This is a genomic window from Methylobacterium sp. 1973 (assembly GCF_040545035.1).
GTDB classification, from domain to species: Bacteria; Pseudomonadota; Alphaproteobacteria; order Rhizobiales; family Beijerinckiaceae; genus Methylobacterium; species Methylobacterium fujisawaense.
The window spans coordinates 122,932-147,142 of sequence record NZ_JBEPLA010000011.1 but is presented as its reverse complement, the minus strand read 5'-3'; the positions used below and the strand labels follow the sequence as shown (position 1 = coordinate 147,142).

Below are 24,211 nucleotides of genomic sequence, written 5' to 3'. Positions count from 1 at the left end.
GCCGAGCCCGGGATCCGGCCCCACCGAGGCGAGAAGATCTCGCACGGACCCCGGCTCCGGATCGCCCGCCTCCGGCATGCAGCCTGCGGCAACGGGATCGCCTTCGACCCGGGATCACGGCGCGACGTCGCGGCTTAGCCGGCGTCCAATATCGACGCGGAGGCGAAGCTTCTTCAGCCCGGCACCGGCTCGCGGTCAGGCGCCGCCGAGCAGCCGAGCCCGACGCTCCAGCACGGCGGGCCAGACCTCCGGGTTGACGAGCCGCGGCGGCGTCTCGCCCCGGAGCAGGCCGATGATCTGCTCCGCGCCCCAGGCCGCTACGGTGCGCCGCGCCTCGTGGGTGACGCCGGCGGTGTGGTAGGTCGCCACCACGGTGTCGAGCTGCAGCAGGACCGAATCGAGGGGCGGCGGCTCCGGCGTCCAGACATCGAGGCCCGCCCCCGCGAGGTGTCCGGCGGTGAGCGCTGCGGCGAGCGCCGCCTCGTCATGGATGCCGCCCCGGGCCGTGGTGATGAACAGCGCCCCCGGCTTCATCACCGCGAAGGCCCGGGCGTCGAAGCTGCCCCGGGTCGTGTCGTCGAGGGGGCAGTGCAGGGAGACGATGTCGGACTCGGCGAGCAGCCGCGCCCGGTCCACCGGCTCTGCGCCGCGGGACCGGATCTCGGCGTCCGGGAGCAGGGGATCGTGGGCGAGGACCCGCATGTCGAAGCCGCGGGCCAGCTTGGCGACCGCCCGGCCGGTATGCCCGATCCCGATCAGGCCCAGGGTCGCGCCGCCGATCTCGTGGCCCATGAGCGATTCGCGGGTGAAGCCGCGCGCGGTCCGGAGCAGGCGATCCGAGACGCAGATCTTGCGCGAGACGGCGAGCATCAGGCCGATCGCCAGCTCCGCCACCGAGCGGGCATTGCCGCCCACTTGGTTGACCACCGCGACGCCGGCCCGGGTGCAGGCAGCGGCGTCCACCGTGTCGAAGCCCGCCCCGCCCGACGAGACCGCCAAAAGGTTCGGGCATTCGGCCAGCAGGGCGTCGCTCACGTGCCAGCGGAGCGGCAGCTCGTTCCGCGCCGGAGAGACGTGGAAGACGTGGGCCTGCGCCAGAAGCGCCCGGAGCTTGTCCTCCGGGCCCTGCAGGTCGCCCACCTGCAGGTCGATATCGGGCTCGGCCCTCAGGCGTTCGTCGAAGGCCGGATCGATCCAGACGTTGAACCGGCAAACGCGCTTGAGGGCCGCCACATGTTCAGCCCTTCACCACCGCGTCGATCGCATCGATGACGTGGTCGATGTTGTGGGTGTTGACCGCGGCCACGCAGATCCGGCCCGTCTCCAGGGCGTAGACCTCGTGCTCCTCGCGCAGGCGGGTGGCCTCCGCGGGGCTGAGACCCGTGTAGGAGAACATGCCCTTCTGCGTCTTGATGGCGTCGAAGCCGCGCTCGGGGTGGCGCTGCTGCAGGCTGTCGGCCATCCGCTCACGCATGGCGCGGATCCGGTCCCGCATCTCGCCGAGCTCCCGCTCCCAGTCGGCGCGCAGCTCCGGATCGGTGAGCACGATCTCGACGATCGCGGCGCCGTGGGTGTGCGGGTTCGAGTAGCTCGCCCGGACGAGGCGCTTGGCGAAGGACTCGACCTTGGCCTTCGCGGCCGGATTCTCGGCCACGATGGTGAGCGCGCCGACGCGCTCGCCGTAGAGCGAGAACGACTTCGAGAACGAGGAGGCGACGAGGAACTCCTGGCCCGACTCGGCGAAGAGGCGCACCGGCTCGGCATCGGCATCGAGGCCGTTGCCGAAGCCCTGATAGGCGATGTCGAGGAACGGGATCAGGCCGCGCTCCGCCATCAGGGGCACGAGGTCGCGCCACTCGTCGAGGCTCAGATCGGCGCCGGTCGGGTTGTGGCAGCAGGCGTGCAGCACCACGATCGACCCCTTCGGCAGATCCTGGAGATAGGCCTTCATGGCCGGATAGTCGGCGCCGCCGGTCTCGGCCGAGAAGTAGGGATAGTCGACCACGGTGAAGCCGGCCTGGGTGAACAGGGCCTTGTGGTTCTCCCAGCTCGGATTGCTCACCGCCACGGTGGCGTTCGGGAAGAGCTTAGCCAGCACGTCCGCGCCGGTCTTCAGGGCGCCGGTGCCGCCGATGCTCTGGAGCGTCGCCGCCCGGTTCTGGGACAGGATCGGCGCGCCCTTCCCGAACAGCAGCTCCTGGACCGCGTCGCGGAACGGCTTGGTGCCCTCGATCGGACGATAGGTCTTCGGCAGGCCCTTCTCGATCCAGCGCTTCTCGGCGGTCTGCACGGCGCGCAGGCGCGGCACCTTGCCGTCCGCATCCGTGTACACGCCGACGACGAGGTTGAGCTTCTTCGGGCTCGGGTCGGCGTTGAAGGCCTCGAACAGGCGCATGATCGGGTCGAGCGGCGCGTCCTGGATGCCGGCGAACAGCGAGGTCATGATCGTCAATCGTCCCAGAGGGTCTCGGCCGGCGACGCTTGGAGGGGCGCCGGCACGCCCGGCGACGGGCCGGGCCGACGCCCTTATTCCGCACATCGCGCCCGCCCGCCAGCGCTTCTGCGCGCATCAGCGTCCCGATCCGTTCAACGATCCGGTGACGTCGCTCTTCCGGATGGGGCTCCGACGGCCCTAGAGTGCCGCCATGATGCGTCGCCTCATCCCGATCCTCGCCGGTCTCCTCGCGGCTAGCCCGGCCGTCGCGCAGGCTCCGGTCCGGATCGGGCTATCGGCCCCGCTGACCGGGCCGGACGCCGCCTTCGGCCAGGGGCTCCGGCAGGGGGCCGAGCAGGCGGTGGCCGATCTCAATCGCGCCGCCGGCGGGCGCCCGCGCTGGGTCCTGGTCCCCGCCGACGACGGCGGCGAGGCCCGGCAGGCCGCCGCGAACGCCAGGAAATTCGCCGCCGACGGCGTGCGCCTCGTGGTCGGGCCGCTCGAATCCGGGGCGGTCGCGGCCGCGGCGCCCGTCTACGAGGAGGCCGGGGCCGTCATGGTGGCGCCCGCGGCGGCCTACGGGCCGCTCACCGGCCGGGGCCTGTGGAACCTGTTCCGCCTGGGCCCGAGCGACGCCCAGCAGGGCCGGGCGGCCGGAGCCTACCTGGCGAAGGCCTTCGCGGGGCGCCGGGTCGGGATCCTCAGCGACCGCTCCACCTTCGGCCGGGGCCTCGCCGACGCGGTGGCGGCGCGTCTGAAGGAGGCCGGCACGCCGGAGGTGCTGTTCGACGGCTTCGCCCGGGGCAGCCGCGATTTCTCGGACCTCGTCGCCCGGCTGAGGGCGGCGCGGCTCGATGCGGTGTATTTCGGCGGGCTCGCGCCCGATGCCGCCACCCTGCTCCGCGCTTTGCGCGCGGCCGGCCTCGGCACGACCCTGGTGGCGAGCGATGGCATCCTCGACCCGAGCTTCGCCGCGGCGGCCGGCGCAGACGGGGACGGGACCGTGATGACCCTGGCGCCCGATCCGCCGCGCCTGCCCGAACCGCGCGGCGCCCGCCCGGCGCCGCGGAGTCCCGAGGCCGAGAGCGTCGCGGCCGGGGCCTACGCGGCCGTGGAGCTCCTGACCCAGGCGACCGAGCGCGCCCGGGCGGCCGATCCGAAGACCGGCCGCATCGCCGACGGCCGCAAGGTGGCCGAGGCCCTGCGGGCGGGGCCGTCGCGGACGCTGCTCGGATCGGTGGCCTTCGATGCCCGGGGCGACCGCTCCGCAGCGCCGATCGCCCTCCGGATCTGGCGCCGGACCGCGGATGGGCGCCTCGACTATGCCGGCAACGACGCGGAGCCCTGAAAGCCGGCGATGAAAACCGGCGAAACGTGTCGATGACGGAACGGGTTCGGCGTCCGTGACTTGCGGCGGGTTCCCGCGGGGACTACATGCGGGCGGTGCTGCTGAGCTGGCGCGGGCGGTCCACCGGATCGGATCCGCGCCCTGCGGCGTTTCCCGAGCTCGATGACAGCTGAACACGCATTGCCGGAACGCCTGCTGCCGGACGGTCCGACTGGAGAAGGTGCATGGCGAAAGAAGAATTGATGCAGTTCGACGGTCTCGTGATCGAGATCCTGCCGGACGCGCGCTACCGCGTGCAGCTCGACCAGGGCCACGAGATCGTGGCCTACACGGCCGGCAAGATGAAGAAGAACCGCATCAAGACGCTGGCCGGCGACCGGGTCACGGTCGAGATGTCGCCCTACGACCTTGAGAAGGGGCGCCTCGTGTTCCGCCACAAGGACGAGCGCTCGTCCGGTCCCCGTCCGCCCGTGCGGGGCGGCCAGTTCCGCCGCCGGTGAGGATCCGGGGCGCGAGCCGGGCTTCCCCGGCCGCGTCCGCCTACCTGCTGCTGACCGTCACGGCGCTCCTCTGGGCCGGCAACGCCGTCACCAGCCGCTGGGCGCCCGGCCACGTCTCGCCCCAGGTCATCACGACGCTCCGCTGGGCGGTCGCCTGCCTGGTCCTCATGCCCTTGGCCGGCACCCGCCTCCTGGCCGCTTGGCCGGAGCTTCGGCCCCACTGGCTGCGCATCCTGCTGATGGGCGGCCTGGGCTACACGGCCTTCAACTGTCTGTTCTATGCGGCCGGCGTTCATACCGGCGCGATCAACCTCGCCCTGTTCCAGGGGGCGATCCCGGTCCTGGTGATCGTCCTGAACCGGCTCGCCTACCGGGTGCCGGTCACGCCTGGGCAGGTGCTCGGCGTCGTTCTGACGCTGATCGGCGCGGGGCTCGCCGCCACCCATGGCGATTGGTCGGTGCTGACGAACCTCGCCTTCAACCGCGGCGACGTGCTCGTCTTCGCGGCCTGCCTGCTCTACGCGGGCTACACGGTCGTCCTGCCGACGCGCCCGAAGGTGCCGGCGCTCGTGTTCTTCGCCGCGATGGCCATCGCGGCGTTCGTCACATCCCTGCCGCCCCTGGCCGTCGAGTGGGCGACGGGGCACGCCGTCTGGCCCAACCGCGCGGGCTGGATCATGGTCGCCTTCGTCGGCCTCGGGCCGTCGCTTCTGGCGCAGCTCTTCTTCATGCGCGGCGTCGAGCAGATCGGCCCGAACCGCGCCGGCCTGTTCGTCAACCTCGTGCCGATCTTCGGCGCGATCCTCGCCGTCCTGCTGGTCGGCGAGCCGTTCGGGGCGACGCAAGCGCTCGCCCTGGCCCTGGTGTTGGCCGGGATCGCCTGCGCCGAGCGCCTGAAACCGGCGCTCGCCGCGGAGGCGACTCCGGAAGCCGCTTATTCGCAGACGCGGACGCGGCGGATGTAGACGTCGCCGTAGGGATCGATGGTCCGGCGGCGCTCGAAGTGGCAGACCGGGCCGTAATCCTCCTCGACGTAGACCGGCGGCGGGGCGCGGTAGACCGGGCGGCCCGGATAGTAGCCGTTGTTGGCCGACGCGATGGCGCCGCCGACCGCCAGGCCGCCGAGCACGCCGAGGGCGGCCGCGCCGCCGGCACCGATCCCGTCGCGGGCCTGGGCGGCCGGTGCGAGGGTGGCGAGGCTCCCGACGACCAGGCTCGTCGCGAGAAGGTACTTCATGACATCCCCCTGAAAGCAGGCGATTCGCGCCGATCGATCGGCACAGTCCTGCTAGCACACCCGAGCTTTGGGGCGTTTGTTCGGCCGCACATGCCGGCTTGACGCGAGGTGCTCCGCCGCACCAAACCCGGGGGGAGAGCGAGAGGGGCGGCGACCGGCATGGTGACACGGGGCTTCGTCGGACGCAGGCAGCCGCCGGAAACGGGCGCGCGCCTGCCGCCGGGTCAGTATCTCACCGAGGATTTCCCGATCCTCCAGATCGGCCCCAACCCGACCGTTGACCTGGCCACCTGGACGTTCACGCTGCGCGCGGGGTCGCGGCCGATCAAGGCGTGGAGCTGGGCGGAATTCGAGGCGCTGCCTCGCACCACCTGGAAGGGCGACATCCACTGCGTCACCAAGTGGTCGAAGTTCGACACGACCTGGGAAGGCGTCAGCTTCGACGACCTGCTGGCGGATGCCGGGATCGAGGCGCCGACGAACTTCCTGCTCGCGGAATCCCACGACGACTACACCACGAACGTGCCGGTGGCCGACCTCGTGGGCGGTCGCGCCCTGGTGGCGACGCGCTACGAGGGCCAGCCGATCCATCCCGATCACGGCGGCCCGGCGCGGCTTTTCGTGCCGCACCTCTACTTCTGGAAGAGTGCCAAATGGGTGAAGGGCCTGCGCTTCACCCAGGTGGACACGGCCGGCTTCTGGGAGCTGCGCGGCTACCACATGTACGGGGATCCCTGGCGTGAGCAGCGCTACATCGGTGATTGAGTCGGTGATCGAGCCCGTCGTCTTCCGCTGGCACGAGGCGGAGATCACCGCGCTCTCGCCGGTCACGCCGCACGTGAGGAGCGTCCGTCTGCGCTGCAGCCTCGCCGAGGCTTACCGGGCCGGGCAGCACGTCGATGTCCGCCTCACCGCCGAGGACGGCTACCAGGCGCAGCGCAGCTACTCCATCGCCTCGGCCCAGGACGGCAGCGGCACACTGGAGCTGATGATCGAGGCCCTGCCGGACGGCGAAGTCTCGGGCTGGTTCTCGCATTTGGCCGAAATCGGCGACCGGGTCGAGCTGCGCGGGCCGATCGGCGGCTCGTTCTCCTGGGACGGCCCCGATGGCGGGCCGCTGCTCCTGGGCGGCGGCGGGTCGGGCGTGGTGCCGCTCCTGGCGATGCTGCGGCGGCGGGCGCAGGGCTGGCGGCAGATCCCGGCGGCGCTGATCTATTCGGCCCGCACCCGGGCGGAGGCCATCGCGGTGGCCGAGCTGGAGCGGCTCGCGGAAGCCGATCCCAACTTCTCCCTGCATCTTGCGACGACGCGCGAGCCCGGCGGCAAGCGGATCGACGCGCCCCTCGTCGCCGATGCCCTCGCGCGGATCGGGGCGCCCGGGAAGGTCTTCCTCTGCGGCTCCAACCGGTTCGTGGCCGCAGCCTCGGACCTGATCCTGGCGGAGGGCGTCGCGCCGGGCCTGATCCGCACCGAGCGCTTCGGCGCCTGAGCGCCGGGGCCCCGCGCCGGCATGGCGGGGCGAGGGCGGAGTCGATCGGGTCCCCGTCTTCAGGACCTGACGGAGCCCGTCACGGAGTGCGCAGAGGAAAGGCCGTCGGTGACGAACCCGATCCCCGCGAGGATCACGGGCTGAAGATCAGCACGAGGTAGACGAAGAACAGCACGAGATGCACCGCGCCCTCCAGCACGGTGGTGCGCGAACCCGAGAAGGTCTGCGCGCTGAGGATCAGCGTGACGGCGAGGAGGGTCATCTCGGTGGGCTTGAGGCCGAGCACCACGGTCTGGCCGGTGAGCAGCCCGATGGTCAGGATCGCCGGCACGGTGAGGCCCACCGTCGAGGTGGCCGCGCCGAGGCATAGATTGATCGCCCGCTGGAGTTCGTTGCGGGCCACCGCCTTCAACGCCGAGATCCCCTCCGGGGTGAAGACGATGGCGGCGATCAGCACGCCGCCCAGCGCCGAGGGCGCGCCGAGGGCCGCGATGCCGTGGTCGAGGATCACCGCGAGGCTCTTGGCGAGGATCACGATCGGCAGGACGTTGGCGAGCAGCAGCCCGATATGCTTGGCGATGCCGCCCCCCGAGATCGAGTCGGCGCCGTGGGGCGCCTCGGCGCTCTCGCGGACTTCCGCATCGATGAAGAAGTCGCTGTGGCGGCCGGTCTGGATCAGCAGAAACACGCCGTAGAGCGCGAGGGTGAACACCGAGAACGTCACCGCCTGCAGGATCGTCAGGGTGCCGTCGCTGGTGGAGCTGGTGAAGTTCGGGATGATCAGCGCGATGGTGGTGAGCGGGATGATCACCGACAGGAAGGCCGAGGCGCCCTGAAGGTTGTAGCGCTGCTGGTGATGGCGCAGGCCGCCGACCAGGAGGCCCAGCCCGACCACGCCGTTCAGCACGATCATCAGGACCGCGAACATCGTATCGCGTCCCAGCGTCGGCGCGTCCTTGGCCGACAGCATCACGGCGGAGATCAGCGCCACCTCGATGATGACGATCGAGAGGGTCAGCACCAGGGTGCCCAGGGGCTCGCCCAGACGGTGGGCCAGTTCCTCGGCCTCGTGCACCACCCCGAAGGCCGCCCAGACGATCACCGCGAGCAGCCACGCGAACAGGCCGCCGGCGAAGAGCGGCCGCGACAGGTTTCCGAGCCAGTCCTTGCCGAACCACGCGAAGGCCAGAACCGTCGCCCAGGCTACCGCCACCCGCAGGGCTGCCATCATGATGAACGTGTACTCCGGTCGGGGCGCGTCGCGGCTGCGACAGGCGAAACTTGACCGTGCCTTAGCAGGTCGCCGCACCAGAGTCGGCCCTTCGTCCCGGCTTCGTCCCGGCTTCGCACCGCTCGCAAGGACGCGGTCCACGGCCCATCGTGAGGGCGGAGGTTCGAGCACCCCGCAACCGGCGCGTCCCGGATTGAGCGCCTGCAACCGCCCCATGCTGCGGCGGGAGTGGTCAGGCGGCTCGCGACGCGTTACCGTCTTGGCACCCGAATAAAGTCCGGCGCCTGATTCCCCCGCCGCGCGATGGCGCGCTGCCGGGCGCGGCACGGCCGTTGAGAGTTTCCGAAGCTTGCCTTTCCCGACCCTGCCCGCCCCCCTCGCGCGGGCCCTGAGCGACCGCGGCTATGCCGATCCGACCCCGGTCCAGGCCGCCGTGCTTGAGGCCGCCGCCGGCTCCCGCGACCTCCTCGTCTCGGCCCAGACCGGCTCCGGCAAGACCGTGGCCTACGGCCTCGCCATGGCCAGTATCCTGATCGGGGAGGCCGACCAGCTGCCGCCCCCGGCGGCGCCCCTGGCCCTCGTGATCGCCCCGACCCGGGAACTCGCCCTGCAGGTGCAGCGCGAGCTGTCCTGGCTGTACGGGCCCGCCGGCGGCCGCGTCGCGGCCTGCGTCGGCGGCATGGACCCGCGCCGTGAAAGCCGGATGCTGGCGGAGGGCACCCACATCGTGGTGGGCACGCCGGGGCGCCTGCGCGATCACCTCGAGCGCCGCAACCTCGACCCGACGGCCCTGCGGGCCGTGGTCCTCGACGAGGCCGACGAGATGCTCGATCTCGGCTTCCGGGAGGATATCGAGTTCATCCTCTCGGCGACGCCGCCGGAGCGGGCCACCTACCTGTTCTCCGCGACCCTGCCGAAGGCGATCGAGACGCTAGCCGAGCGCTACCAGCACGGCGCGCTCCGTCTGGCGATCAAGGGCGAAACCAAGGGACATGCCGACATCGCCTACCGGGCGGTGCGGATCATGCCGCGGGAGACCGAGCACGTCGTGCTCAACCTCCTGCGCGAGGCCGATGCCGCGACCGCGATCGTCTTCTGCAACACCCGCAACGCCGTCCGCCATCTCCAGGCCAGCCTGACCGAGCGGGGTTTCTCCGTGGTGGCGCTGTCGGGCGAACTCGGCCAGGGCGAGCGCAATGCCGCGCTCCAGGCCCTGCGCGACGGCCGCGCCCGGGTCTGCGTCGCCACCGACGTGGCCGCCCGCGGCATCGACCTGCCGTCCCTGAGCCTCGTCATCCACGCGGACCTGCCGCACGATGCCGAGGTGCTCCAGCACCGCAGCGGCCGTACCGGTCGCGCCGGCCGCAAAGGCACCTCGGTGCTGCTCATCCCCAATTCCCGGCGACGCCGCGCCGAGCAGATGTTCGCCATCGCCAAGGTGAGCCCCGAATGGTCGGGGCCGCCCTCGGCCGACGAGATCCGGCGCCTCGACGGCGAGCGCATGCTCTCGGATCCGCTCTTCGCCGAGCCGCCCGCCGAGGAGGATGTCGCGCTCGCCGAGACGCTGCTCGCCGGCAAGAGCCCGGAGGAACTGGCTGCCCTGCTGGCCCGCGTCTACCGCACCCGCCTGCCGGCTCCCGAAGAGGTCAGCGATCCCGGAGAGGGCCGCGCTCCCCGGGGCGAGCGGCCGCCCTACGACCCGATGGATCCGGAGCGGATCGCCGCCATGGGGCCGGCCGTCTGGTTCCGCCTCAACCTCGGCCGCCGCGACAACGCCGACCCGCGCCGTCTGCTGCCGATGCTGACCCGGCGGGGCGGCATCGGGCGTCAGGAGATCGGCGCGATCCGGATCTTCGACCGCGAGACCAAGTTCGAGGTGCGGGGCAACGCGGCGGCACGCTTTGCCGAAGCGTTCGCCCGGAACGGCTCGCCGGATATCCAGGTCGAGGCGCTGGTGGGCGATGCGGGGCCGGATGAGCGCAGGGACCGACCGGGTGGTCCGAAGGGTTTTGCGAGCCCGCGCGCCGGGAAGCACCAGCGCAAGGTGGATCGCACCGGGCCGAAGAGCGATAAGGCCGGGCGCCATTCCGGACGGGCCTGAGCGCCGGATCGGAAGACTTGTCCGGCCCCCATGCGCGGGGCCGGAGCCGCGGGTCAGAACACGTTCTTTACGGCGTTGCCGAGAGCGTCGACGCTTTCCTTCAGCTTCCGACCGGCCGGTGCGAGGGACGGGAGCTTGATCCCGAGCACCTCGGTGTCCTCCGCCTCGGCGGGTTCTGCCTGAGCCACGGTCGCGGGCGCAGTGCCGGTGGCCTTCTCGGCCGCCCGCGCCGGCGCAGGCGCCTTGCGGGTCGCCACCGCCTTCGAGGCGGGCTTCTCGGGGCGCTCGATCTTCTGGGCGCGCTCGACCTTCTCGGCGCGCTCGACCGGCGCCGGGCGCTCGGTCCGCTCGGTCGCGGGAGCCGGATTCGGCACGGCCGGTTCAACGAGTTCGCGGGCCCGGACCGTCTCGGACGCGCGGGGCGTCTGGAGCGATGCCGTGCGGGTCGACGCCAGCGGCGCGACCTCCCGCGTGGCCGCCACCGGCATAACGGGGGTCGGGACCGGGATGCGCTGCGTCGGCGGGACCGGTGCCGCGGCGACCTTGGCGGGCTGTGAGGCGGCCGAGGGCGGGGCGGCGGGGGCCTTCGCGGGCGTCACGATGGGCGAGAAGGCCTCGGGCAGCGCGACCATCCGCAGGGCCGGCGCCTCGGGCTTGGCGGGCACCGCCGCCGCCGGCGCTGCCTGGACGGAGCCCTTGATCACGGGCAGCCCGTCCTTCAGCTCTGGCCAATCGGCGGCCTGCTTGGACGCGACGATCCGCACCGGCGTCGGCGCCGCGAGGCCGGCCATCACCGTCGAGGCGGCAACGCCGAAGCCCACCAGCGCGCCCGCGCCGGCTACGCCGAACAGCACGACCTTGAGGTTCAGCGACGGCCCGGGCTTGGCCGACGGCCTCCGGTCGGGCCGGGTCTCGGACGGGTCGAGGTTGAGATCGATCATGGTCCGGGGTCTCTGACTCGATACACGCCGCGCGCGACCGGGCTCCCCATGACCGGCCGCCACTCTTCGAGGATTCGAAGCTGGTTCGACTCTGTTGGCGATAGAGAAGCTGCAATACGGCGCAATGATGTCGGCCCGAATTGCCAGCCCAGCCAGTCGTGACCCGGCTATCCACAACATAACGCGCCGCCGCTTAAGAATCGGTATTCGGACCGCCCGTGCCGAAGCGTGCGTCGGGGTCCGCGCGGCCATGGCCCGGTCGGCCGCGGGGCGCGGCATGGACTTCGCCGGCACGGTCGCTATGCGTCACGGCGTGAATACGAGCCCGACCCTGACCCCGAGATCCGCGGTACCCGCCGCGCCGAAGAGACCCCGCCCCGGCCTTTGGCCCTGGTCCGGCTGGTCGACGCGCGCGCGGCTCGTCGCGGTGGTGCTGCTCATCGATGCCTTCGCGGCTTTGATCTCCTGCGCGGTCATCGTGCTGAACGCCCGGTCGGCGGTGCGCGTCGAGACCCGCGCCTCCCTCGCCACCGTCGAGTCGCTGGTGGCCGACACGATCCGCCTGTCCGACACGGCCTCCCCCGACACGCTGCTCCAGACGCTCGACCTCCGCTTCAAGGTCCTGCGGCATGTCCGGGTCGCGGTGCTCGATGCGGATGGCGACCAGATCGGCCGGCCGTTGCCGCCGACCCGCGCGGACCGGGAGGCACCCCACTGGTTCGCCGACCTGATCATGCCGCCGATCGAGCGCCACGCCCTGCCGATCGTCGTCGACGGGCGTCGCCTCGGGACGGCGCAGATCACCACGCAGCCGATGGACGAGATCGACGAGATCTGGGGCTATGCCCGTGCGCTCTCGCTGACCACCCTGGCGATCAACGCCGCGATGCTGATCGCCCTCTACATCGCCCTGGGCCGGATCCTCGCGCCGCTGCGGCGGCTCGGCGCCGGCCTGACCCAGCTGGAGCATCACGACTACACGGCCCGCCTGGAGCCGCCCGGTGCCCGGGAGCTGGCGGTGATCGCCGAGCGGTTCAACAAGGTCGCCGAGGCCCTGGGCGAGGTCCGGGCCGCCAACGGCCGCCTCAACCGCCAGCTTCTGACCGCCCAGGACGACGAGCGCCGCCGGACAGCCCTGGAGCTGCACGACGAGTTCGGCCCCTGCCTGTTCGCCCTGGAGGCCAACGCCGCCTCGATCGGCCGTATCGCCTCCGGCTCCGCCGAGCCCAGCCGCGAGAAGCTCGCCGCCCGGGCGGCCGAAATCAGCGCCATCGTCGGCCAGGTCCAGACGGTCAACCGGGAGCTTCTGAACCGCCTGCGGCCGCACGGACTCGGGCAGGCGCCGCTCGCGACTTGCCTGGACCTGCTCCTGCGCGGCTTCGGGCAGCGCCACCCCGGCCTCAGCTTCGTGGGCCGGTTCGACGGTCTGGCCAAGGGCTACGGCGACCTCGTGGACCTCACGGTGTTCCGCTGCGTGCAGGAGAGCGCCACCAACGCCGTGCGGCACGGCGCCGCGACCCGGGTGGAGGCCGAGGCGACCGAGGCCGAGGGCCGGCTCGACCTCACCATCCGCGACAACGGCACCGGAATCCCCCCGGAACACGGCACCGGGCTCGGTCTGTCGGGGATGCGCGAGCGCGTGGAGGCCCTCGGCGGCACCTTCGCCCTTGACAATGCCGGCCCCGGGGCGATCGTCCGGATCATGATCCCCGTTCCGCCTGACCGGGGCGACGAGACCAGCACCGCGCCGAGCGCATGAACGCCATCGCATCCCAGATCGACGCCGCCGCCACGCGCCTGCCGGTTCTCGTCATCGATGATCACCCCATCGTCCTGCAGGGCTGTCGACGCGTCCTGGAGGATTCCGGCGTGGAGACCATCGCGGAGGCGACCACCGTCGTCGGCGGCTACCGGATCTTCCACCGGCTCCGTCCGCCGGTGGTGATCTGCGACCTGACCTTCCAGGGCAGCGGCATGGCTGGCCTCGGCCTGATCCGGCGCATCCGGGCGGTGGCGCCCGAGACGCGCATCCTCGTCTTCAGCATGCACAACGACCCGGTGATCGTCGCCCGCGCCCTCGAGGCGGGGGCCCTCGGCTACGTCCTCAAGGATCACGCCTCCGCCGAACTGTTCGAGGCCTTCGCCAAGGTGCGTATCGGCGAGGTCTACCTCGACCGGCGGCTGGCCACCGAGGTGGCGATGCTGCGCGCCGACGCCCGCCGCGCACCGGAATCGCAGCTGACCCCCCGCGAGCAGCAGATCCTAGCGCGCCTCGCCCAGGGCCGCTCCTACGGCGCCATCGCGGCCGACCTGTCGGTGAGCTACAAGACCGTGACGAATGCCTGCTCGCAGATGCGCCAGAAGCTTGGCGTGCGCACCCTCGCCGAGCTGATCCACGTCGCCGTCACCCACGCGCAGCGGCAGGGCTAGGGCGTGGCGTCTCTCGGACTGGCCGAGGCGGGCGCGCCGGTCTCGTTCTCGCAGGAGGCCTGGGCGCGCAACGCCGCCGCCTACGAGACCATCCGGTCGATGCCGTTCAATGCCGAACTCGCCGCCGGAACGCTGCCGCAGGGTCGGTTCCGGCACTACATCGTGCAGGACGCGCACTACCTGATCGGCTTCGGCCGGGCGCTGAGCCTCGCCGCCGCGAAGGCGCCGGATCCCGACGCGATCGTGCAGTTCTCCCGGGCCGCGCAGGAAGCGATCGTCGTCGAGCGCGCGCTCCATGGCGGCTTCTTCCGCGACTACGGCATCGGCCCGGAGACCTTCGCGGCCACGCCCCTGACGCCGGCCTGCGATCATTACGTCTGCTACCTGCTCGCCACCGCCTATGCCGAGCCCTTCGCGGTGGTCTGTGCCGCGCTGCTGCCCTGCTTCTGGATCTACAAGGCGGTGGGCGACGACATCTTCGCCCGCGCCGCGCCCGGCAACCCGTACCGCGCCTGGATCGACACCTATGCGGGGGCTGACTTTGCCGAGGCGGTGGCGGCCATGATCGCCGCCACGGATCGGGCCGCGCGGGACGCGTCGGCGGCCGAGCGCGCGCGGATGCATCAGGCCTTCACGCAGGCCACCCGGCTGGAATGGCAGTTCTGGGACAGCGCCTACCGCGACGCGGCCTGGTCCCTGTGACCGGCCCGGCGCGCCCGTGACCGCGCCGGAGGCTCGCCGCCGGGATCTCGTCGCCGCGGCACTCGCCGCCGCCCTGGTCTGGCCGCTCCGTCCGGCGCAGGCCGCTGGCTCTGCAGACGCGCCGGACCCGATTTCGCCGGAGCCGATCCCGCCGGACCGCCCCGTCCGGATCGCCATGCTGCTCTATCCGGGCCTGACCGCCCTCGATCTCGTGGGCCCGCAGACCTTCCTGGCCGGCCTCGCTCCGGGCAGCCTCCACCTCGTCGGTGCGGAGACCGGTCCCGTCACGAGCGATACCGGCCTCGCCCTGGTGGCGACCCACAGCTTCGCGACCTGCCCGGCGGATCTCGACGTCCTGTTCGTGCCCGGAGGCGACGGCACGCCCGCCCAGATGGGCCATGCGGCGCTCCTCGCCTTTTTGCGCGACCGCGCCGCCCGGGCCGGCTGGGTCGTCAGCGTCTGCACGGGATCGCTGATCCTGGGGGCGGCCGGCCTTCTGCGAGGCTACCGCGCGACGTCGCACTGGAGCGTGCGCGACGCGGTGCTGCCGCTCCTCGGCGCCGAACCGGTGGCGGAGCGCGTCGTGTTCGACCGCAACCGCGTCACCGCGGCCGGGGTCTCGGCGGGGCTCGACCTCGGGCTGGCGCTCGCCGCCCGCCTGCGCGGGGCCGACTACGCCCGCACCGCGCAGCTCGTCGCCGAATACGCTCCGGCACCGCCGTTCCGGGCCGGCACACCGGCGGAGGCCGGTCCGGCCGTGGTCCGGGCCGCCGAGGTGATTCTCGCGCCGCTGGTGACGGGGGCCGAGGCCGTGGCGCGCCGTTGAGGGCCGCGCTGGCGATGCAACTTCGCCACGGTCGGGCGCCACGTGCGGCGCCGTGCTTGACGGAGCGACGCCGGGGACCGAACTGTTGCGCTGCACGATCCCCCCGGAGCCGCCATGTCCCTGATCGCACGCCTGCGCGCCTACGCGGCCGAGGCTCTCGGCGTCGGCAACCCCGAGACCGTGGACGAGACGCATCTCGCGGCCACGGCGCTCCTCGTCCACGTCGCCCGCGTCGACGGCATTCTGGCGCCGGCCGAGAGCGAGCGCCTGTCGCGCCTCGTCCAGGGTCATTACGCCGACGGGCCGGATGCGGCACGGGCCCTGATCGAGCGGGCCGCCGCCATGGACTCGGAGGTGCGCGACGTGGCGAGCCTCGTGGAGATGATCCCCCACGAGGCCGACCGGGCCGAGCGCGAAGAGCTGCTGACCATGGCGTGGTCGGTCGCGGCGGCGGACGGCAACGTCGACGAGTTCGAGGAGGCCCTGGTCGAGCGCCTCGGCCGCCTGCTCGGCTTCGACGAGGCCGCCATCTCGGCCGCCCGGCGGAGCGGTCAACAGGGTGTCGCGGCCGCCTAGCCCTCGCGTCCCGCCATGATCGCCAGTCTGGCGCTGATCCTGCTCGCCCAGTTGCTGGGCGAGGTCCTGGCGCGCGGCGCGGGCGTGCCGGTGCCGGGGCCGGTGATCGGCATGGGCTTGATGTTCGCGTTCCTGCTGCTGCGCGACAGCGCGGGGCTCGGCCTGTCGCGCTTCCTGCCGAAGCCGCTCACCGATGGGACGCTCGAAACGACGGCGCGCGGCCTGCTGATGAACCTGTCGCTCCTGTTCGTTCCGGCGGGGGTCGGCGTCGTCGGCCGCCTCGACCTGCTGCGGGCCCAGGGTGCCAAGCTCGCCCTCGTGCTGATCGTCTCGACGGCGCTGTCGCTGCTGGTGACCGTCCTGGTCTTCCGTGCCGTGGCCGCCCAGGTCGAACGGCGTCGACCCGACGGAGAGCCCTGACGCATGGGCGGCGATTTCTCGCTCTGGGTCTATCTCGCCAAGACGCCGCTCCTGTGGCTGACGGTGACGCTGACCGCCTACGTCCTGGCGGACCGGATCGCCGCGGCCACGGGCCGGCACCCGATCGCCAACCCCGTGCTCATCACCGTGGCCCTGGTCGGTGCGGTCCTGGCCATCACGGGCACGCCCTACGGGACCTATTTCGAGGGCGCGCAATTCGTCCACTTCCTGCTCGGACCCGCCACCGTGGTTCTGGCCATGCCCCTCTACGAGCGGCGTGCCACGGTCCTGCGCGCCCTCGCGCCGATGCTCGCGGCCCTCGCCGCCGGCTCGGCCACCACGCTCGCCGTGGTCATCGCCCTCGCGCGGCTCCTCGACATCCCGCAGCCGGTCCTCGTCTCGCTGGCCCCGAAATCCGTGACGTCGGGGGTGGCGATGGGTATCGCGGAAGCGCTGGGCGGCGATCCGACGCTCACGGCCATCCTGGTGATCCTCACCGGCATCATCGGGGCGATCCTGGTCACGCCGATGATGAACCTCCTGCGCATCCGCGACATGCGCGCCCGCGGCTTCGCGGCCGGGCTCGCGGCCCACGGCATCGGGACGGCGCGCGCCTTCCAGGTCAGCGAGGTGGCCGGGACCTTCGCGGGCATCGCCATGGGGCTCAACGCCTTCGTGACGGCGATCCTCGCCCCCCTGGCGCTGCACCTGCTGTTCTGAGGCCTCAGGCGTCCAGACGGTCGGCCACCGCCTCGGCGAGCGACAGGCTGGAGGTCAGCCCCGGGCTCTCGATCCCGAACAGATGCACGATCCCGGGCAATCCGTGCTCCGCCGGGCCGTCGATCCGGAAGTCGGCCGCCGCCTCGCCCGGCCCCGTCAGCTTGGGGCGCAGGCCCGCATAGTCCGGATACAGCGCCCCGTCCGGCAGACCGGGCCAGTACCGCCGGATCGCGCCGTAGAAGGCCTCGGCGCGCCGGGGATCGACCCGGTAATCGAACCCGTCCACCCATTCCACGTCGGGCCCGAAGCGGGTGCGTCCGGCGAGGTCGAGGGTCAGGTGGATGCCGAGGCCGCCGTCGATCCGCGGCGCCGGGTAGATCAGCCGCGAGAAGGCCGGCTTGCCGGTGCAGCCGAAGTAGTTGCCGCGGGCGAGGCGCAGCCTCGGGACGCGCTCGGCCGGGTAGCCCTCCGTGCGGGCGGCCAGGGTCGGGGCGCCGAAGCTCGCGGCATTGACGACCGCGTCGAAGGCCATTGTCCCCGGCTCGGCACCGCCGAACGCGGCCTGCCATTGCCCGTCCCGCTGCGTCAGGCCCTCCACCGGGGTGCGCAGGGCGAGGGCGCCGCCGTGATCCTCGATCTCGCCGAGCAGGGCGAGCATCAGCGCATGGCTGTCCACGATGCCGGTGCGCGGCGAATGCAGCGCCACCGTGCAGGTGAGATTGGGCTCCAGGCGCCGGGCCGCATCGCCGTCGAGCAGCTCCAGGCCCGCCACGCCGTTGGCCTCGCCCTGTCGGCGGATCGCCGCGATGGTCTCGGCCTCGGCATCGTCGGACGCGACGATCAGCTTGCCGCAGGCGCGATGCGGGACACCATGACTCGCGCAAAAGTTGTATAGTCGATGCGAGCCCGCGACGCAGTGATGCGCGCGTTCCGAGCCGCTTGGATAGTACATGCCCGCATGGATCACCTCTGAGCTTCGGGCCGACACGCCGGTTCCGAAGGCCTCCTCGGCTTCCGCCACCACGATGGCGTGTCCGCGCAGCGCGAGCGCCCGCCCGATGGCGAGACCGACGACGCCGGCTCCGACGACCAGGACCTCCATGTTTTCGGGCTCTCCATCGCGCCCCGACGGGCAGGTGAGTCTTCAATACCGCACTTCAATCGGAACCACGACGCGTCCGTTGATTCGTCATTGACCCTAAATCTCAATCCTAAGTAGAAATATCGGCGTCACAAATGCGCGTCTCGGTTGTGGCGACGGTGATCTGGCGCATAATGGGTCATTCACCGCCTCCGGCCGGGGCCGAAACCGTCTCACGAACACAGACCCGGCCGTCGGCGGCGAAGCATCCGACGGAAGCCACGAGAGCCACAACCGAACACAACCGAACAACGTCGAACCGAGGTGATGACCATGCCGACGACATCGCCGAGCGTCGAACTCGCCGCAAAGATCCTGAGCGCCTACGTCACGCGCAACAGCGTCCCGGCGGGAACGCTCCCCGACCTGCTCTCCGAGGTTCACCGCTCCATCACCGCCCTGGACCGGCCGGTCGAGCCGCAGGTGAAGCGCCCGACCGAAGCACAGATCCGCGCCTCGATCCGGCCGGACACGCTCATCAGCTTCGAGGACGGCAAGCCCTACAAGGCCCTGCGGCGGCATCTGACGATGCGCGGCCTCACGCCCGAGGCCTACAGGGCCAAGTGGGGCCTGCCGGTCGATTACCCGCTGGTCTCGGCGGTCTACAGCGCCCGCCGCTCGACGATCTCCCGCCAGATCGGGCAGGGGCAGCGCCTGCGGATGCAGCAGGCCGCGGAATAGCCGGCGCGATCCCTCGCCGGTGCCGGCGAGGGGCGACCGTCACGTCCAGTCCAGGGCCGGGACCTCGGCGCCCGCGGTCGCCACCTCCTGGATCAGCAGGGCCACGAGCCCCGACCATCCGGTCTGGTGCGCGGCGCCGACCCCGCGACCCGTGTCGCCGTGGTAATATTCGTAGAACAGGACCAGATCGCGGAAATGCGGATCCTCCTGTTCGATCCGGCTGTCCCCGTAGACGGGCCGTCGCCCGTCCGGGCCGCGGGTCGAGAGTCCGATCAGACGCCGTGACAGGTGGGCGGCGATCTCGCGCAGCGAATAGGTCCGTCCGGAACCGGTCGGTGCCTCGACCCGGAAATCCGGGCCGTAATAGTCGTGGAAGCGGTTCAACCCGGCGATCAGCAGGTAATTGACCGGCATCCAGACCGGGCCCCGCCAGTTCGAGTTGCCGCCGAACAGGCGCGAGCGCGACTCCGCCGGCTCGTAGGCGAGGCCCAGGTCGCTGCCGTTCCAGGCGAAACAGAACGGCGCGTCCGCATAGACGCGGGAGACGGCCCGCAACCCGTGCTTCGAGAGGAACTCGTTCGGATCGAGGGCGCGCTGCAGCAATGCCTTCAGCCGGTGCCCGCGCAGCAGCGACAGCAGCGCGGTCTGGCCCTCGCCGGGTTCGTTCCAGCGCGAGACCAGGGTCGCAAGGTCCGGGCGGTTCTTCAGGAAGAACAGCATCCGGTCGCGCAGCGATGGAAGCCGCTCCAGATCGCAGGCATTGATGACCGCCACCGCGAAGATCGGGATCAGACCGACCATGGTCCGGGCCCGGATCGGGAGGCGCTGTCCGTCACGGGTCTCGATCACGTCGTAGAAGAAGCCGTCCGGCTCGTCCCAGACACCGGCGCCGGTGGCAGCCGCGATGAGGAGGAAGTGCTCGAAGAACTTCTCGGCCATGTCCTCGTAGGTCGGGTCCTCGAGGGCCAGCTCGATGGCGATCCGCATCAGGTTGAGAGCGTAGGTCGCCATCCAGGCCGTCGCGTCGGACTGGGTCAGCGAGGCGCCGTCGCCCACCGGCTTCGACCGGTCGAAGATGCCGATGTTGTCGAGGCCGAGGAAGCCGCCCTGGAACAGGTTGCGGTCGTCGGAATCCTTGCGGTTCACCCACCACGTGAAGTTCAGGGTGAGCTTGTTGAAGATCCGCTTCAGGAAGGCGTGGTCCGGCGTGCCGGTCAGCGCCCGGTCCAGCTCGAAGACCCGCCAGGCGGCCAGCGCGTGGACCGGCGGATTGGCGTCTCCGAAGCCCCATTCGTAGGCCGGCAGCGCGGCGTTCGGATGGGTGTAGGCCTCGTCGACCAGGAGCAGGAGCTGGTTCTTCGCGAAATCGGGATCGATCAGCCCGAACACGATGGCCTGGAGGGCCAGATCCCAGGAGGCGAACCACGGATACTCCCAGGCATCCGGCATCGAGATGATGTCGTTGGCCCGCAGATGGGCCCAGTCGCTGTTGCGGCCGTGCCGCCGCTCCGGCGCCGGTGCGGGCTGCGCCGGGTCGCCGTTGAGCCATTCGCGCACGTCGTAGTGGTAGAGCTGCTTCGACCAGAGCATGCCGGCGAGGGCCTGCCGTTGCACGAGCCGCATCTCGGGATCGGCGATCGGCGCCTGAAGCGCCCCGTAGAAGTCGTCGGCCTCCTCTTCCCGGTCGGCGAAGACGGCGTCGAAATCCGCGAAGGGCTCGCCCGGCGCGGTCTCGGGGCGCAGGCGCAGGCGCAGGGTCCGCGTCTCCCCGGGGCCGAGATGGAGATCGTAGCGGGCGGCGCACTTGGTGCCCGACAGGGCGTTGGCGGCGGCCCGGTTTCCGCCCGCGACGCATCGGTCGATCCCGTCCTTGTAGAAGCCCTCGGCCGAACCGGTGCCGAACAGCCGATGCGTGTTCGTCTCGTTCTCGGTGAACAGCAACTCGCCCGCGCCCTCGGCGAAGAAGCGCAGGCCCGGCATCTCGGGGTGGCGCGCCCAGACCGAGCCATCCGAACCGGCCATCAGCTCCGGCTTCTGGACGCCCTGCTTCCAGGACCATGTGTTGCGGGCCCAGAGCTGAGGCAGAAGCGTCAGGTCGGCGGGGTCCGGACCGCGATTGGTGGCGGTGACCCGCATCAGGATGTCGTCCGGAGACGCCTTGGCGTAGGCGATCGCGACGTCGAAATAGCGGCCGGCGTCGAACAGGCCGGTGTCGAGGAGCTCGTATTCCGGGTCGTCGAGACCGCGCCGCGCATTCTCCTCGACCAGCCGCTCATACGGAAAGGCCGCCTGCGGGTACTTGTACAGCATCCGCATGAAGGCGTGGGTCGGGATACCGTCGAGGTAATAGTAGAGTTCCTTGACGTCCTCGCCGTGGTTGCCTTCCTGATTGGTCAGGCCGAACAGGCGTTCCTTGAGGATCGGGTCCCGCCCGTTCCACAGGGCGAGGGACAGGCACCAGTTCAGATGCCGGTCGCCGAAGCCGCCGATCCCGTCCTCGCCCCAGCGGTAGGCGCGGGATCGGGCGTGGTCGTGGGGCAGGTAGTCCCAGGCGTCGCCGCCCGGGCTATAATCCTCCCGCACGGTGCCCCATTGCCGGTCGCTGAGATACGGCCCCCAGCGGCGCCAGGCCGGGTCGGAGCGGGCCTCCACGAGACGGCGTCCCTCGGCGGTCTCGAAGAGGTTGCGCGGCACGCCGTTGGGCTTGGTCATAGGCTCGCTGCTCCTGCCCCCGCGGTCGCATCAACCGATAGTGCCGCGCCGCCGGCAGAGAAAGTCCGGGCCCGCGCCGCGGCCCGATCCGCGCGGGATCGGGTCACACGATGCGGATCGACAGGTCCGGCAGGCCCTCGATCGAGCCCGCGAGGATGTCTCCCCGCACCACCGGCCCGACATTCTCGGGCGTGCCCGAGTAGACGATGTCGCCGGCCTTGAGCTCGAAGGCTTTCGACAGTTCGGCGATCTGCTCGGCCACCGACCAGATCATGTCCGACAGGTCCGCGTCTTGCCGGAGCGTGCCGTTGACGGAAAGCCGGATGCGCCCGCGCCCCGGATGCCCGACCCGTGCGACGGGCAGGATCGGCGTGATCGGCGCGGAGTGGTCGAAGCTCTTGCCGATCTCCCAGGGCTTCTTCTGGTTGCCCATGCCGCGCTGGAGATCCCGGCGGGTCATGTCGAGGCCGGTGGCGTAGCCGTAGACGTGATCGAGCGCCTGCCCGACCGGGATGTCCCGGCCGCCCGATTTCAGCACGGCGACCAGCTCGATCTCGTGGTGATAGTTCTGCGTCAGCGACGGATAGGGATGGTCGGCGAGGCCGTTCGCGACCACCTGCACGGCGTCTGCGGGCTTCTGGAAGAAGAACGGCGGCTCGCGGGACGGGTCGGAGCCCATCTCGCGGGCATGGGCCGCGTAGTTGCGGCCGATGCAGTAGATCCGCCGGACCGGGAAGACCTGCGCCTCGCCCAGGATCGGAATGGTGACCTGTGGCAGCGCGAACAGCGTGCCCGGCTGCGCCTCCCCTGCAGCGGCCTGACCGAGGGTCCCGGCACCGCCCACGGCGACCGCCCCGAGCACGTGACGCCTGTTGATCGTGGCCATGACCTTCGTCCTTCTGCCCGGCTGCGTGCTGCCGCGGACCGCACAATTCGGTCGGCGATACGATGGGGCTGCCCCGGCCGCCAGCGGATGCGGGCCTGGTCGGGGATCCTCAGCCGGCCCGTGTCACCCGGATCCCGCTCCGGTCTGCCGCGACGCGTAGCTGGGTGTAGTCCGCGATCGCGGGATGGCCGGTCGTCACCGGCTCGTGATGGGTCGCGGTGACCACCACGATGCCTGCGCCCGCGGCTTCGGCCGCCCGGATGCCGGCCGGGGCGTCCTCGAAGACGAGGCACTCCGACGCCGCGGCACCGAGGCGTTCGGCCCCCAGCAGGAAGCAATCCGGCGCGGGCTTGCCCTGCGCCACGTCCTCGGCGGCGACCAGGAGGTCGGGGACCGGCATGCCGGCCGCCGCGAGCCGGCGCTCGGCGAGCCGCCTGGGCGCCGATGTGACGATCGCCCAGCGCTCGCGCGGCAGCGCCTCCAGGAACGACCGCGCGCCCGGGATCGCGATGATGTCGCCGACATCCTCCATCTCGGCCTCGGTGATCGCGGCGGCCTCGGCTTCGGGATCGACCCCGGGCAGGTTCAGCCGCCGGATCGTCTCCACCGAGCGCACCCCGTGGATCGTCGGCAGGAAGGCGGCCACGTCGAGGCCGTGCGCCTCGGCCCAGCGCGACCAGATCCGCTCCGCCGACGCAATCGAGCTGATGATCGTCCCGTCCATGTCGAACAGGAGCGCGGCCAGGGGACGTGTCGGGAAAAATGTCTCGGGCATGGGGGACCGCTAGGCCGCCGCCGCTGCCCCGGCAACCGACCCGCGCGCATGGCCGCGTCACGCGGGCTGGCGAGCCTCCGGTACCGACTCGGCGCGCGAGCGGCGCGCTGTCGCGGGAGCCCGGCCCGCTTCACGGGCCGATGCCTTTGGTGTAGCGCGGGTGCAACCCCGGGCCGTCGGCGGCCCTGCAACCGCGAATATCATCCGACCATGCCGAGCCGCATCGACGCCACCTTTGCCCGCGCCCGCGCGGAGAACCGGTCCGTCCTCGTCACCTACGTGATGTCGGGCGATCCCGATCCCGAGACCTCGCTGGAGGTGCTGTCGGCGCTCCCGGGCGCCGGCGCCGACATCCTGGAATTCGGCCTGCCGTTCACCGACCCGATGGCGGACGGCCCGGCGATCCAGGCCGCCGGCCTGCGGGCCCTGAAGGCGGGCCAGACGGTCGCGGGCACCCTCGACCTCGTGCGCCGCTTCCGCGCCGGCAACGACACCACGCCGATCGTGCTGATGGGCTACTACAATCCGATCCACACCTACGGCGTCGACCGCTTCCTCGACGACGCGGTGGCGGCCGGCGTCGACGGGCTCATCGTCGTCGATCTCCCGCCCGAGGAGGATTCCGAGCTGTGCCTGCCGGCCCTCGGCAAGGGCCTCGCCTTCATCCGGCTCGCCACGCCCACCACCGACGAGCGGCGCCTGCCGGCGGTCCTCGCGAACACGGCGGGCTTCGTCTACTACGTGTCCATCACCGGCATCACCGGCACGGCGACACCGGATTTCGGCAAGGTCTCCGAGGCGGTCGCCCGCATCCGCCGCCACACCGAGCTGCCCGTGGTCGTCGGCTTCGGCGTCAGGACCGGCGCCCATGCGACGGCGATCGCCAAGGGCGCGGACGGCGTCGTGGTCGGCTCCGCCCTCGTGGACACCCTGGTGCGCTCCCTCGACGGCGAGGGCCGGCCTCAGGCCGGAAGCGTCGCGGCGGTGACGGAGCTGGTGCGGGAACTCGCCGCGGGCGTGCGGGCGGCGGGCGTCGGACGGGCCGCCTGACGGCCGGATCG

At 71.6% G+C, this 24,211-nt stretch carries 24 protein-coding genes; 15 read left to right on the top strand and 9 right to left on the bottom strand.

Translation table 11 applies throughout. From position 1 onward, the window contains the following. Nucleotides 1-195 precede the first annotated feature (195 nt). Nucleotides 196-1,233, bottom strand: a complete 1,038-nt coding sequence (locus tag ABIC70_RS20705) for a hydroxyacid dehydrogenase (RefSeq protein ID WP_354440913.1) — start codon at nt 1,231-1,233, stop codon at nt 196-198. A gap of 4 nt (nt 1,234-1,237) precedes the next feature. Then, nucleotides 1,238-2,443, bottom strand: a complete 1,206-nt coding sequence (locus ABIC70_RS20700) for an amino acid aminotransferase (protein WP_043761359.1) — start codon at nt 2,441-2,443, stop codon at nt 1,238-1,240. 202 nt (nt 2,444-2,645) lie between these two features. On the opposite strand from ABIC70_RS20700, the gene ABIC70_RS20695 reads away from it, so the two are divergent. From ABIC70_RS20695 to ABIC70_RS20685, 3 genes are all read left to right on the top strand, one after another. Beyond that, the gene (locus ABIC70_RS20695) at nt 2,646-3,782 is read left to right on the top strand and encodes a branched-chain amino acid ABC transporter substrate-binding protein (protein ID WP_053609486.1); all 1,137 of its coding nucleotides are present in this window, start codon (nt 2,646-2,648) and stop codon (nt 3,780-3,782) included. 224 nt (nt 3,783-4,006) lie between these two features. After that, complete coding sequence (gene infA / locus ABIC70_RS20690) at nt 4,007-4,282, top strand: translation initiation factor IF-1 (protein WP_012320343.1); 276 nt, start codon at nt 4,007-4,009, stop codon at nt 4,280-4,282. Next, nucleotides 4,279-5,247 carry a DMT family transporter gene (locus tag ABIC70_RS20685; RefSeq protein ID WP_051976076.1) on the top strand — a complete coding sequence of 323 codons (969 nt, stop codon included), beginning with the start codon at nt 4,279-4,281 and terminating at the stop codon, nt 5,245-5,247. Before infA ends, ABIC70_RS20685 begins: the two co-directional genes overlap by 4 nt. On the opposite strand, the gene ABIC70_RS20680 is transcribed toward ABIC70_RS20685, so the two are convergent. Beyond that, nucleotides 5,217-5,519, bottom strand: coding sequence for a hypothetical protein (locus tag ABIC70_RS20680; RefSeq protein WP_043382873.1), 303 nt, complete (start codon nt 5,517-5,519; stop codon nt 5,217-5,219). The two genes, ABIC70_RS20685 and ABIC70_RS20680, sit on opposite strands and share 31 nt — an antisense overlap. Nucleotides 5,520-5,678: 159 nt before the next feature. On the opposite strand from ABIC70_RS20680, the gene ABIC70_RS20675 reads away from it, so the two are divergent. Next, a complete protein-coding gene (locus ABIC70_RS20675) occupies nt 5,679-6,284 on the top strand; it encodes a sulfite oxidase-like oxidoreductase (protein WP_043758763.1) in 606 nt (201 codons plus the stop codon). Further along, nucleotides 6,259-7,008, top strand: coding sequence for an FAD-binding oxidoreductase (locus ABIC70_RS20670; protein ID WP_081948670.1), 750 nt, complete (start codon nt 6,259-6,261; stop codon nt 7,006-7,008). The genes ABIC70_RS20675 and ABIC70_RS20670 overlap by 26 nt, the downstream gene beginning before the upstream one ends. A 133-nt stretch (nt 7,009-7,141) precedes the next feature. On the opposite strand, the gene ABIC70_RS20665 is transcribed toward ABIC70_RS20670, so the two are convergent. Then, nucleotides 7,142-8,239: a calcium:cation antiporter gene (locus ABIC70_RS20665; protein ID WP_354440910.1), complete on the bottom strand. Its 1,098-nt coding sequence runs from the start codon at nt 8,237-8,239 to the stop codon at nt 7,142-7,144. Between the two features lie 349 nt (nt 8,240-8,588). Here ABIC70_RS20665 and ABIC70_RS20660 point away from each other — a divergent pair, with 349 nt between their 5' ends. Further along, nucleotides 8,589-10,340 (top strand): DEAD/DEAH box helicase, encoded by a 1,752-nt coding sequence (locus ABIC70_RS20660; protein ID WP_043382876.1) that lies wholly within the window; start codon nt 8,589-8,591, stop codon nt 10,338-10,340. A gap of 53 nt (nt 10,341-10,393) precedes the next feature. On the opposite strand, the gene ABIC70_RS20655 is transcribed toward ABIC70_RS20660, so the two are convergent. Further along, nucleotides 10,394-11,281, bottom strand: coding sequence for a hypothetical protein (locus ABIC70_RS20655; RefSeq protein WP_043382878.1), 888 nt, complete (start codon nt 11,279-11,281; stop codon nt 10,394-10,396). 277 nt (nt 11,282-11,558) lie between these two features. Between ABIC70_RS20655 and ABIC70_RS20650 the strand changes: the two genes are divergently transcribed. The 7 genes from ABIC70_RS20650 to ABIC70_RS20620 all read left to right on the top strand — a co-directional run bounded on the left by ABIC70_RS20650 (nt 11,559) and on the right by ABIC70_RS20620 (nt 16,955). Further along, the gene (locus ABIC70_RS20650) at nt 11,559-13,040 is read left to right on the top strand and encodes an ATP-binding protein (RefSeq protein ID WP_274927729.1); all 1,482 of its coding nucleotides are present in this window, start codon (nt 11,559-11,561) and stop codon (nt 13,038-13,040) included. Next, nucleotides 13,037-13,711 (top strand): response regulator, encoded by a 675-nt coding sequence (locus tag ABIC70_RS20645; protein ID WP_043346723.1) that lies wholly within the window; start codon nt 13,037-13,039, stop codon nt 13,709-13,711. Before ABIC70_RS20650 ends, ABIC70_RS20645 begins: the two co-directional genes overlap by 4 nt. Nucleotides 13,712-13,714: 3 nt before the next feature. Beyond that, complete coding sequence (locus tag ABIC70_RS20640; RefSeq protein WP_170861868.1) at nt 13,715-14,413, top strand: TenA family protein; 699 nt, start codon at nt 13,715-13,717, stop codon at nt 14,411-14,413. A gap of 16 nt (nt 14,414-14,429) precedes the next feature. Further along, on the top strand, nt 14,430-15,239 hold the full coding sequence (locus ABIC70_RS20635; RefSeq protein WP_354440907.1) for a DJ-1/PfpI family protein: 810 nt from the start codon (nt 14,430-14,432) through the stop codon (nt 15,237-15,239). A 114-nt stretch (nt 15,240-15,353) separates the two neighbouring features. Continuing rightward, nucleotides 15,354-15,815, top strand: coding sequence for a tellurite resistance TerB family protein (locus ABIC70_RS20630; protein WP_043346719.1), 462 nt, complete (start codon nt 15,354-15,356; stop codon nt 15,813-15,815). A gap of 15 nt (nt 15,816-15,830) precedes the next feature. Continuing rightward, the gene (locus ABIC70_RS20625; protein WP_354440905.1) at nt 15,831-16,235 is read left to right on the top strand and encodes a CidA/LrgA family protein; all 405 of its coding nucleotides are present in this window, start codon (nt 15,831-15,833) and stop codon (nt 16,233-16,235) included. 3 nt (nt 16,236-16,238) lie between these two features. Beyond that, the gene (locus ABIC70_RS20620) at nt 16,239-16,955 is read left to right on the top strand and encodes an LrgB family protein (protein ID WP_043346714.1); all 717 of its coding nucleotides are present in this window, start codon (nt 16,239-16,241) and stop codon (nt 16,953-16,955) included. Nucleotides 16,956-16,959: 4 nt separating this feature from the next. On the opposite strand, the gene ABIC70_RS20615 is transcribed toward ABIC70_RS20620, so the two are convergent. Next, on the bottom strand, nt 16,960-18,057 hold the full coding sequence (locus tag ABIC70_RS20615; protein ID WP_354440903.1) for an NAD(P)/FAD-dependent oxidoreductase: 1,098 nt from the start codon (nt 18,055-18,057) through the stop codon (nt 16,960-16,962). Between the two features lie 312 nt (nt 18,058-18,369). On the opposite strand from ABIC70_RS20615, the gene ABIC70_RS20610 reads away from it, so the two are divergent. Then, nucleotides 18,370-18,777 (top strand): Ros/MucR family transcriptional regulator, encoded by a 408-nt coding sequence (locus ABIC70_RS20610; protein WP_182591780.1) that lies wholly within the window; start codon nt 18,370-18,372, stop codon nt 18,775-18,777. Between the two features lie 39 nt (nt 18,778-18,816). On the opposite strand, the gene ABIC70_RS20605 is transcribed toward ABIC70_RS20610, so the two are convergent. From ABIC70_RS20605 to ABIC70_RS20595, 3 genes are all read right to left on the bottom strand, one after another. Continuing rightward, nucleotides 18,817-21,489 (bottom strand): MGH1-like glycoside hydrolase domain-containing protein, encoded by a 2,673-nt coding sequence (locus ABIC70_RS20605; protein ID WP_354440901.1) that lies wholly within the window; start codon nt 21,487-21,489, stop codon nt 18,817-18,819. A 103-nt stretch (nt 21,490-21,592) separates the two neighbouring features. Then, complete coding sequence (locus tag ABIC70_RS20600) at nt 21,593-22,375, bottom strand: fumarylacetoacetate hydrolase family protein (RefSeq protein ID WP_179697016.1); 783 nt, start codon at nt 22,373-22,375, stop codon at nt 21,593-21,595. 109 nt (nt 22,376-22,484) lie between these two features. Continuing rightward, nucleotides 22,485-23,150 (bottom strand): HAD-IA family hydrolase, encoded by a 666-nt coding sequence (locus ABIC70_RS20595; RefSeq protein WP_354440899.1) that lies wholly within the window; start codon nt 23,148-23,150, stop codon nt 22,485-22,487. A 210-nt stretch (nt 23,151-23,360) separates the two neighbouring features. Between ABIC70_RS20595 and trpA the strand changes: the two genes are divergently transcribed. After that, the gene (gene trpA / locus ABIC70_RS20590; protein WP_053609478.1) at nt 23,361-24,200 is read left to right on the top strand and encodes a tryptophan synthase subunit alpha; all 840 of its coding nucleotides are present in this window, start codon (nt 23,361-23,363) and stop codon (nt 24,198-24,200) included. Nucleotides 24,201-24,211: the final 11 nt, after the last annotated feature.

Bases quoted from the DNA above. Each gene is read 5' to 3' on its own strand.
- ABIC70_RS20700 (WP_043761359.1), bottom strand. From the start codon at position 2,443: ATGACCTCGCTGTTCGCCGGCATCCAGGACGCGCCGCTCGACCCGATC.
- ABIC70_RS20695 (WP_053609486.1), top strand. From the start codon at position 2,646: ATGATGCGTCGCCTCATCCCGATCCTCGCCGGTCTCCTCGCGGCTAGC.
- infA (WP_012320343.1), top strand. From the start codon at position 4,007: ATGGCGAAAGAAGAATTGATGCAGTTCGACGGTCTCGTGATCGAGATC.
- ABIC70_RS20680 (WP_043382873.1), bottom strand. From the start codon at position 5,519: ATGAAGTACCTTCTCGCGACGAGCCTGGTCGTCGGGAGCCTCGCCACC.
- ABIC70_RS20675 (WP_043758763.1), top strand. From the start codon at position 5,679: ATGGTGACACGGGGCTTCGTCGGACGCAGGCAGCCGCCGGAAACGGGC.
- ABIC70_RS20665 (WP_354440910.1), bottom strand. From the start codon at position 8,239: ATGATGGCAGCCCTGCGGGTGGCGGTAGCCTGGGCGACGGTTCTGGCC.
- ABIC70_RS20655 (WP_043382878.1), bottom strand. From the start codon at position 11,281: ATGATCGATCTCAACCTCGACCCGTCCGAGACCCGGCCCGACCGGAGG.
- ABIC70_RS20650 (WP_274927729.1), top strand. From the start codon at position 11,559: ATGGACTTCGCCGGCACGGTCGCTATGCGTCACGGCGTGAATACGAGC.
- ABIC70_RS20645 (WP_043346723.1), top strand. From the start codon at position 13,037: ATGAACGCCATCGCATCCCAGATCGACGCCGCCGCCACGCGCCTGCCG.
- ABIC70_RS20630 (WP_043346719.1), top strand. From the start codon at position 15,354: ATGTCCCTGATCGCACGCCTGCGCGCCTACGCGGCCGAGGCTCTCGGC.
- ABIC70_RS20625 (WP_354440905.1), top strand. From the start codon at position 15,831: ATGATCGCCAGTCTGGCGCTGATCCTGCTCGCCCAGTTGCTGGGCGAG.
- ABIC70_RS20620 (WP_043346714.1), top strand. From the start codon at position 16,239: ATGGGCGGCGATTTCTCGCTCTGGGTCTATCTCGCCAAGACGCCGCTC.
- ABIC70_RS20615 (WP_354440903.1), bottom strand. From the start codon at position 18,057: ATGGAGGTCCTGGTCGTCGGAGCCGGCGTCGTCGGTCTCGCCATCGGG.
- ABIC70_RS20610 (WP_182591780.1), top strand. From the start codon at position 18,370: ATGCCGACGACATCGCCGAGCGTCGAACTCGCCGCAAAGATCCTGAGC.
- ABIC70_RS20605 (WP_354440901.1), bottom strand. From the start codon at position 21,489: ATGACCAAGCCCAACGGCGTGCCGCGCAACCTCTTCGAGACCGCCGAG.
- ABIC70_RS20600 (WP_179697016.1), bottom strand. From the start codon at position 22,375: ATGGCCACGATCAACAGGCGTCACGTGCTCGGGGCGGTCGCCGTGGGC.
- ABIC70_RS20595 (WP_354440899.1), bottom strand. From the start codon at position 23,150: ATGCCCGAGACATTTTTCCCGACACGTCCCCTGGCCGCGCTCCTGTTC.
- trpA (WP_053609478.1), top strand. From the start codon at position 23,361: ATGCCGAGCCGCATCGACGCCACCTTTGCCCGCGCCCGCGCGGAGAAC.